Here is an 8768-nt window from a genome sequence, read left to right as displayed (position 1 = left end):
ACTGCGGCTCCAGAGCGACGACCCTGGCGATGGTCTTCAAGCTGCTTCAGAGCGCCCAGAAGCGCTGGAAGCGGATCAAGGGGTTCAACAAGCTGGAGCTGGTCGTGAACAACGTCCAGTTCAAGGACGGCGAACCCTTGACCGATCAGTCAGACAGGACTGCCGCCTGACCGGCCATACACAGAATTTGACAATAACTCGGACGGCTTTGCGGCGCACTTCAGGCGTTAACAGGTGCATGGCAGCCCCCATTTCAACGCCCAGCGCTTTTAATTCGTTAGAGCGCGCGACGATGCAACCATCGTTATTGGATAGTACTCCTACAGGACGACCTTCCAAGGACGGGTTGAAGACCCGCTCGCAAGAGACATAGAAATTGTAACTACGAATGATCCAATTATGGACATGACTTTAAACTGAGCATCACAGGGCTTTCACTATATGGCCCGTGTCCATGGCGAACGTCGATATAAAGCCCTCTTCATACACTTTTTTGTCCATGCCATTGATGGATTGGTATTTCGTACCCCAAAAACGTAGCCCTCTATTGCGGTCTAAAGGCACTGCCTGTTAGAACCATCAATTGACAGCTACGAGTAAAATAAAATGTCCGGGCCTAAACAAAAGCGGACATTCGTAGCGCCTCTTCACTTGCAGCATTCAACGCCTTTGGAGGAGAAAGCTTTTCAAACATGGTGTGCCAGCAGGCCCCGTACTTCAGCACCATCGAGCCAATACTTACCGATCTGTAGCCGGGGTACGCGGAAGCCAAAGTTCCCTTCAGAAAGGAAATCACTAACCATCTGGGCACCGTCCACGCCATTGCCATGTGCAACGCGGCTGAACTGGTGGCTGGATTGATGACGGATGTGTCCATTCCCAGCAATGGCAAGTGGATTCTGCAGGCGATGACGGTGAATTATCTGGCCAAGGCCAGAACAGATCTGCGTGCTATTGCAGAGGGAGACGGTATTGATTGGGAAACGGCAGGTGAAAAAGTGGTGCCGGTTTCAGTGATTGATGAGGATGGGCAGACGATATTTACTGTCCGGATCACGATGAATGTGAAGCTCGCCTAGTGGTTGACCAAGTAATAGATTGAGCGGCGGTGGTGGTGGCATGAATTGTCATGCCACCTCTCCAAAGGCCCTGCGCCAGTCACGAGGGCTCACGTGGTGACGTTGCTTGAAATGCTGCCGGAATGACGCTGCTGTGTGGAAGCCGATTCTTTCCGAGATGGCTTCCACAGACAGTGACGTGGTTTCCAGTAGTTCCCGTCCTCGTCGAAGCCTTTCACTCACTAGCCACTCCACAACCGTCATGCCAGTGGCTTTCTGAAAGTGACGGGTGAAGGTGCGCCGGCTCATGGCGGTACGGGCAGCCAGTTCATCGATGGTGTTGGCTTTGTCCAGATGTTCCCGCAAGTAATCCAGTAGACGATTCATGTGCGCATCCTGGGTGGAAATCGCGATCGGCTGCTCGATGAACTGGGCCTGACCACCTTCCCGGTGCGGAGGGACCACCATCAGACGGGCAAGGGTATTAGCGGTCCTGGCACCGTAATACTCCCGCACCAGAAACAGGCAGCAATCGAGCCCAGCCGCCGTACCAGCGGAGGTAACCAGCCGGTCGTCTTCCACATAGAGAGCGTTGGTATCCAGGTTTACCTGCGGAAACCGTTTGAGGAAGTCCTGCTCCGCCAACCAGTGGGTTGAGGCCCGTTTGTTATCCAGCAAACCCGCGTAGGCCAGGGCATAGGTGCCGTAACAAAGGCCCACCACATGGGCACCGCGCTTATGGCAGCGGGCAAGGGCTTCAGACAATTCAGGGGGTGGTGCTTCGTTCAGATCGTGCCAGCCGGGCACTACCGCAATATCAACTTTGTCCAGTAGTTCCAGCCCGCCATCCGGCTGCACGGTCATGGCCCGCTCGGATGCCAGGGGTTTGCCGTCCGGCGTGATAATCAGCAACTCGAACAAGGGGCCTTCAGGCAGGGCAATGCTGAACACCATGTAGGGCACGGAGAAATGGAAGAGGCTGAATTGCGGGTGAAGGACAAGCCCGACTTTGGGTAGTGCCACGATGTCACTCCTGAGGTTTATTAGGTCTGATGATAACTGCTTGGCCCGATTTTTTCGATGATTGTCTTTCAGGTCAATATTGGCGGTGATCAGATCTCCGTAGACTTATTCCATCAACGAACACTCTGGTAGAGGACAAATACCATGTTGATCAAAACCTTCGCTGGCGCACTGGTGCTGGCTTCGACTGTTTTTGCTGGCGCCACTTTCGCGGAGTCTGGCGCTCAGAAGTCCAGTCATCAGATACAGCAGATCCGTAATGCCACTATAAAGATCACCTACGGGGAGACTACGTTTCTGATCGACCCAATGCTGGCTGATCAAGGTGCCTATCCGGGCTTCGAAAACACCTACCGTAGCGAATTGCGCAATCCTCTGGTTGGGCTGCCCATGGCCGTAGAGGATGTGGTCGAGGGCACGGATGCGGTGATTGTGACCCACACCCACCTGGACCACTGGGACGATGCCGCCCAGAAACAATTGCCAAAGGACATTCCCCTGTTCGTTCAGAATACAGCCGACGCCGAGATCATTCGTTCACAAGGTTTCAAGGATGTACGCATTCTGGACGATGTAGCTGAGTTTCGGGGCGTGACGCTCCATAAAACGGGCGGGCAGCACGGCTCCGATACCCTCTATGCCGTTCCCGAACTGTCCAAGGCGCTCGGTGAAGTAATGGGTGTGGTTTTTGAAGCCGAGGGGCGAGAAACCACGTACGTGGTCGGCGATACCGTGTGGCGTGATGAGGTGGTGCAGTCGCTGGAGCGCTTCCAGCCGGATGTTGTTGTACTGAATGCCGGCGCTGCGGAGTTTAACGGCTTTGAGGGCGACCCGATCATCATGGGCAAAGAAGATACCCTTCGCGTTCACCGCGCTTTGCCGGACGCGGACATTGTCGCCGTGCACATGGACGCCGTGAACCATATGACCCTGAGCCGCGAGGAGTTGGCGGAGTTCGTTCAGCACGAGGGGATTGATGAGCAGGTTTTGATCCCGGCGGATGGTGAGAGTCTTTCTTTCTGACCAGAGCACACCTGAAATAAATGACCAAATGAGGAACAGTCTAATGAGCAAGCGAGCCGTTATTGTTGTCGATATACAGAATGAGTACTTTGCCTCCGGCAAGCTGCCGCTGGTGAACATTGAACAGGCAGCCGCCAAGGCTGCACAGGTGATAGAGTCAGCGCGTCAGAACAAAGACCTGCTGGTGCATATTCACCACGAGTTCCCGGACCCCAACGCGCCTGTATTCACACCGGGTTCAGATGGCATCAACATCCACGAGTCCGTGGCACCGAAAGGTGAGGAGCCGGTCATTCTCAAGAACTATCCCAACTCATTCCTGAAGACCAACCTGAAAGAACTGCTGGATACCAACGACATTGAGGAAGTAGTAGTGATTGGCGCCATGAGCCATATGTGCATTGAGGCTACCAGCCGTGCGGCCTCGGACTTCGGTTACAAGGTCACGGTGCTGGAAGATGCCTGCGCCACGATGGATCTGGAGTTCAACGGTGTGAAGGTGCCTGCGGCACAGGTTCATGCCACGGCTATGGCGGCTCTTGGGTTTGCCTATGCGAGTGTCCAGTCCACCCGGGATTACCTGTGAGGATCCTGCTCTTCGTATCTGTCGGGTGGTTGCTCCCGTAAACTGAACGCCGACCGGCTAGAAGCATTTCTAGCCGGTCGTTTCAATGGTATCGTTCGACGCGGATTCATCGCTAACTCGCTTAGAACGGATACTGAATGCCTTCTTCCATCACGCTGATCCACTGGTTGATAGAGTGAACCCATCTATATTGGCGGGCCCTTAAAAACGACCGCTGTTGTTGAGTGCAGAGGTTCCCGTGTTTGAGGCCACCGTTTTGATATCGCTTCCTACAACGGAATCTAACTTGTGGAGTGCATAAGCATTGGCCGCGAGCCAAGGCTCTCCGTCATCGAAGAATATGTGTGGCACCTTTGGCACTGGCTTTGAGCGACTGACCGGAACCCAAGAAATCTCCTGAGAACCCTTGTCGGTATCGAGAGCCATAGGCGTAATACTGACTCTTTCGAGCATCGCCATACTGAAGTCCTTGATTGATCGATTGCCTGAGTCAGCCAGCTATTGTGGCTTCCCTAAACCCAATCCGGCTTGCAGCCAGAAATGCCACATCCAGAGTCTTAAAAGTTCGCGGACTTACTCTTTGAGAGTCGAGCGCTTCACAGCCGCCACCCTTTCGCGAAAATTGCAGGCACCAGCCTTCAACCAGGGGCGCTCTGGTGACCATTACTGACTTCAGCTTTCCGCAATCAAACAGCAACCGAATGTCCGCCTCTTGCATTTTCCCTATTTCGCCTCATCACTTTTCTGGTTTTGAATATTCCCGAGAGACGCCAACAGGCCCCGAATAGATCGAAGACCTAATCGCACCTCTCTATCGGTTCTGAGGTTTGCCTTAAGGTTGGGGAGATCACAGGGCTTTGGGAGCTGAACCCCAAGAACTCGGGCTACGTTTAAGGGATAGGGTTTCCTGTTACCTGGCAGGTCTTTGATAGCTTTTATAAGCCGTGACTCACCGAATCGCTGTAAAAGGTACAGCCACTCTCTTTACCCTCTTTCATTGGTAATCAGAGCGGACATTCTTCCTCCCAGGGGCGGGCCTGGGGGTCCTCTGGCCGTGAGCGGCTAGCCCACTTCCTTGTCTATTTCTGGAAAGAAACTTAGGGCAGGCTTATTCCAATGTCAATAGTTATCACAGTATTTTGTATTCGTCATACACTAGCATTCGTATGTAAAATTGTTGCAATCGATCAGGGCCATCATTGCAGCGTTGCCCCTGGAAAGCTGTGAAGCACATGGGTCACGACGCCCCAGACGTGCGACTCACGACCATCTAGGGGAATGGGAGGGTAAGCAGGATTACTTGCCCGTAGATAAGTCCTCTGCCCTACTCGCTCAAGGCGCTTTACTGTGAGCTCACCATCAACACAAATGACGATAATGCGACCTGGTAAGGCTTCGAGGCTGCGATCCACCACCAGCAAATCCCCATGGTGAATCCCGTCACCAATCATGGAGTCTCCTTCAGAACGTACGAAATACGTTGCAGCAGGTCGCTTCACCACATAGCGGTGAAGATCAAGATCGGTATCTAAGTGGTCATCTGCGGGCGATGGAAAACCTGCGCGCACGGCACAGGTATAGAGCGGTAAGGGCTCCGACACTGTCAAAGCGCCTGCTTGTCCTAGTAATGTCACTGATAACGTCATGGGCACCTCCATTGATAGCTGTATATAAAAACAGTATCTGTAAAGTACTCAATTAACGCAATACCACATCGGCGTATCCCAACTAATTTCAGACCTATATCACTCCTATGCATCCACCCCACTGGAACCTTTTCCGCTGCATAGGAGCTTCAATATGTCCCTACCCTGTAAGCGTTGTGCATCTACGCGCCTGCTGAACCTGGATACAGCCCAACGCGTGAGCGTGGTGGGCAGCACCTTGATCGGCGGTGCTATTGGTGCATGGCGAGCGACAGCCATCACAGGCCCACTGCCGCTAACTGTGACTCGCTTTCCGCTAGCAAAATTGCCTGCCGCCATGATGGGTGCCGTGGCCGGTGGTCAAACCGGCTCGCGCATCGCCACTTCATTGTTTGAACAATGGCTGCCAGTTGGCAGCGGGACACCGTGGTTATGCTTGTCTTGCGGCTGCACCTACCGCGACGCCTACCCGCCTTTAGCACCTAACGCTTAACCTATCGTTGTTCGCCCTGTGTGGGGCGAATGATCCGCCTATTCACTTTCGCGCGCTGGCCTTTGGTCAGCGCTTTTTTTATGTCTGGAGAATGACTCATGGCACATCTCGTTGAACACATGGCTTACGTTGGCGACACCCCTTGGCATGGCCTGGGGCAACAGTTGTCTCGTCATCAACCGCTAGAGGTCTGGCAGCAACAGGCCGGTATGAACTGGCATATCGAAGAAGCGCCGGTGCGCTTTATTGCCGAAGGGGCTAGTCACCTTGGCAGCATTCACTCGTTCCCTGAGCAGAAGGTGCTCTACCGCTCAGATACCAAAGCACCGCTCTCGGTGGTGTCGCAGCGCTATAAGGTGGTGCAGCCCGAAGAGATTTTGGAGTTTTACCGTGATCTGACTGAGTACGCCGGGTATGAGCTAGAAACCGCTGGCGTACTGAAAGGCGGACGTAAGTTCTGGGCGTTAGCCCGTAGCGGCTTAAGCACGTCGCTCAAAGGTCAGGATGAGGTCAATGACTACCTGCTGTTGGCCACTTCCTGCGATGGCACCCTTGCCACCATGGCAACACCCACCACGGTACGGGTGGTGTGCAACAACACGCTGCAAATTGCCGTCGATGGGACGTCGCAAGCGGTGAAGGTGCCGCATCGTTCAGAGTTTGATCCGCGTGCCGTGAAGCGTCAGCTGGGTATTTCGGTGTCTCAGTGGAATGACTTCATGTACCGGATGAAAACCCTAGCGGAGCGTAAAATCACTCGGCAGGAAGCGCAGCAGTATCTTCAGTCGGTGATTTGTGGGGCCGAGAAGCCGCTGGACGATCCCTCCAAACTGCCCAACTACCGAGCGCTGATTAAGGTGCAGAAACTCTATCACGGCGAAGGTCGGGGGTCTCACTTGGTGACGGCCAAAGACACGGCTTGGGGATTGCTCAATGCGGTCACGGAATACGTTGATCACGACAAGCGCGCACGCAGTAACGATACCCGTATAGACTCAGCCTGGTTTGGTCAGGGGGCACAGCTCAAGCAAGAGGCTTTGGATGCCGCCCTACAACTGGTGTCTTAACTATCCATACGCCCATTCCCACCAGCGATTCACCTAATGATCATCCTAACCCTCACGGCATAGACGCCCAGCCCCTGAAAAGGCTGGGCGTTTTGCTGTGGGGCTTATGCCGAGAGGTACCCGCATGAGCTTTATTTCCGACGCCATTGAAATGGCGCTCACTCGAATCACCAAACAACTGCTAGAACACGACGCCCATAACGCAACGTCGCTGGTGTGCGCCCAGGGCGAGTTCTATCGCGCGGAGATACGCCTGGAGCGTATCGATCCCGCTGACATTGCGCGTCACTTACCTGACGTTCCTGCGCTCGTTAATGACGCACCCCATGAACAGGGCTGACCAGCCCGCATTTCCCTCTTCACGTAAAAGGAGGTGCCCTATGGCACAGCGTACTCATGTAGTAAATGCGTCTCCCCAAAAAGGCTCAGTACCTTCCATTCAAGCAGACGCCAACGTTCAGCATTCCCCAAGCTCAGCGGCGCTAGAAGCGCATCCTACGGCTGATAGCACGGCGATTATTCAGGTGATCGAGCGCGCGGCGCTTAACCCTGACGTCGATATCGACAAGATGGAGCGCCTACTGCAAATGCAGGAGCGCGTGATGGACCGCCAGGCCATGATGGCCTACAGCGCTGCTATGGCAGCGATGCAGACAGAGTTGCCCAGCATTGAAGAGCGTGGGCAAACCAACAACGGTTGCTATGCCACGCTGGAGGATATCGTCGATACCGTTCGCCCCATCCTACAAAAACACGGCTTCGCGGTGAGCTTCCGTATTCAGACCCAGGAACGCGGTATCCAAGTAACGGGCGTGCTGATGCACAAGGACGGCCACCGGGAAGAGACCAGCATGCTCCTACCTGCGGACATGAGCGGTAACAAAAATGCCGTCCAGGCCTTTGGATCGTCCACCAGTTATGGCAAGCGCTATGTGCTGTGCGCCTTGCTCAACATCACCACACGCGGGCAAGACGATAACGGCCAGACCAGCACACGAGCAGCTGTAAAGAGGGTTACGGCCTTTCAGGCGGGGCAGATTCAGCGTTTGATCAGCCAGTGCCCAGCCACCACACAAGAGTGGTTCAGCGGCAAATACGGCGCTGCGGTTCAGGTGCCTCAGGCGGACTTCGACAAACTCCGCGCATCCCTCACCAAACGAGCCGTGAAATAGCGGCTCAGCCCGACCACTCATCTCATCGCCTACAGGAAGCTTGTATGCAGATACTCACCATGCCACAAGGCTCGCCAGAGTGGCTGGCGGCGCGTCTTGGGCGCGTCACTATGTCGGAACTCAAGGCATTGCTGGTGAATGGCAAAGGCCCCGGCGGGTTGGGGACTGGAGCCATTACCTACATGCACCAGTTGATCGGCGAGCGCATGACCGGTGAGCTGGCCGAGCCGTTTCAAGGCAATGCCCACACCAAGCGGGGACAGGAGCTAGAGAGCGTCGCCCGCTCGCTGTATCGCGATATCACCGGCGCACCGAAGCCTAGAGAAGTGGGCCTGATCCTCAACCACGACGTGGGCTATTCACCGGATAGCTTGATTGGGACAAACGGCCTGCTGGAGATCAAAACCAAGCTGCCTAAGTTCCAAATTGAGGTGCTGCTCAGCGGGGAAATACCCGACGAACACGTGCCTCAATGCCAAGGTGGGCTATGGGTTAGCGAACGGGAATGGATCGACTTTGTGAGCTACTGGCCCGGAATGCCGCTGTTTGTGAAACGCGCTTACCGAGACGAGGCTTTGATCGGCACGATTGCCAAGCGGGTTGACGCGTTCCATGAAGAGATGGAACGGCGTATCAGCCAAGTGATGGCGGCGTGACTTGCCTACTGAACCACAATACACATCCACTATTAACGACATAG

At 54.6% G+C, this 8768-nt stretch carries 10 protein-coding genes and 3 pseudogenes; 9 read left to right on the top strand and 4 right to left on the bottom strand.

All coding sequences use genetic code 11. From position 1 onward, the window contains the following. Positions 1 to 170: pseudogene (locus L1249_RS03550) on the top strand (IS256 family transposase); the annotation flags it as partial. A gap of 73 nt (positions 171 to 243) precedes the next feature. Here L1249_RS03550 and L1249_RS17530 read toward each other — a convergent pair. Then, positions 244 to 393: pseudogene (locus L1249_RS17530) on the bottom strand (Y-family DNA polymerase); the annotation flags it as partial. Between the two features lie 371 nt (positions 394 to 764). On the opposite strand from L1249_RS17530, the pseudogene L1249_RS03540 reads away from it, so the two are divergent. Continuing rightward, a pseudogene (locus tag L1249_RS03540) lies at positions 765 to 1079 on the top strand (hotdog fold domain-containing protein); the annotation flags it as partial. Positions 1080 to 1127: 48 nt separating this feature from the next. On the opposite strand, the gene L1249_RS03535 reads toward L1249_RS03540, so the two are convergent. Then, positions 1128 to 2081 (bottom strand): GlxA family transcriptional regulator, encoded by a 954-nt coding sequence (locus L1249_RS03535; protein ID WP_235253389.1) that lies wholly within the window; start codon positions 2079 to 2081, stop codon positions 1128 to 1130. A 144-nt stretch (positions 2082 to 2225) separates the two neighbouring features. On the opposite strand from L1249_RS03535, the gene L1249_RS03530 reads away from it, so the two are divergent. Both L1249_RS03530 and L1249_RS03525 read left to right on the top strand, forming a co-directional pair. Then, positions 2226 to 3104, top strand: coding sequence for an MBL fold metallo-hydrolase (locus L1249_RS03530; RefSeq protein ID WP_235253388.1), 879 nt, complete (start codon positions 2226 to 2228; stop codon positions 3102 to 3104). 43 nt (positions 3105 to 3147) lie between these two features. Further along, on the top strand, positions 3148 to 3690 hold the full coding sequence (locus L1249_RS03525; RefSeq protein ID WP_235253387.1) for a cysteine hydrolase family protein: 543 nt from the start codon (positions 3148 to 3150) through the stop codon (positions 3688 to 3690). Between the two features lie 201 nt (positions 3691 to 3891). On the opposite strand, the gene L1249_RS03520 is transcribed toward L1249_RS03525, so the two are convergent. Further along, on the bottom strand, positions 3892 to 4149 hold the full coding sequence (locus L1249_RS03520) for a hypothetical protein (protein ID WP_235253386.1): 258 nt from the start codon (positions 4147 to 4149) through the stop codon (positions 3892 to 3894). Positions 4150 to 4886: 737 nt separating this feature from the next. Then, positions 4887 to 5336: a LexA family protein gene (locus L1249_RS03515; protein WP_235253385.1), complete on the bottom strand. Its 450-nt coding sequence runs from the start codon at positions 5334 to 5336 to the stop codon at positions 4887 to 4889. A 154-nt stretch (positions 5337 to 5490) separates the two neighbouring features. On the opposite strand from L1249_RS03515, the gene L1249_RS03510 reads away from it, so the two are divergent. From L1249_RS03510 to L1249_RS03490, 5 genes are all read left to right on the top strand, one after another. Then, entirely contained in the window at positions 5491 to 5829 is a 339-nt protein-coding gene (locus tag L1249_RS03510) for a hypothetical protein (protein ID WP_235253384.1), read from the top strand. A 98-nt stretch (positions 5830 to 5927) separates the two neighbouring features. Further along, a complete protein-coding gene (locus L1249_RS03505) occupies positions 5928 to 6896 on the top strand; it encodes a DUF932 domain-containing protein (RefSeq protein ID WP_235253383.1) in 969 nt (322 codons plus the stop codon). Positions 6897 to 7020: 124 nt separating this feature from the next. Further along, a complete protein-coding gene (locus tag L1249_RS03500) occupies positions 7021 to 7236 on the top strand; it encodes a hypothetical protein (protein WP_235253381.1) in 216 nt (71 codons plus the stop codon). 40 nt (positions 7237 to 7276) lie between these two features. Further along, positions 7277 to 8068 (top strand): ERF family protein, encoded by a 792-nt coding sequence (locus L1249_RS03495; RefSeq protein WP_235253380.1) that lies wholly within the window; start codon positions 7277 to 7279, stop codon positions 8066 to 8068. Between the two features lie 44 nt (positions 8069 to 8112). Then, positions 8113 to 8724: a lambda exonuclease family protein gene (locus tag L1249_RS03490; protein ID WP_235253378.1), complete on the top strand. Its 612-nt coding sequence runs from the start codon at positions 8113 to 8115 to the stop codon at positions 8722 to 8724. Positions 8725 to 8768 lie beyond the last annotated feature (44 nt).

It is taken from the genome of Halomonas sp. Cn5-12, from assembly GCF_021532545.1.
GTDB lineage: Bacteria > Pseudomonadota > Gammaproteobacteria > Pseudomonadales > Halomonadaceae > Vreelandella > Vreelandella aquamarina.
Note: the sequence above shows the minus strand (reverse complement) of the source record. Positions and strands in the feature narration are given on the sequence as shown.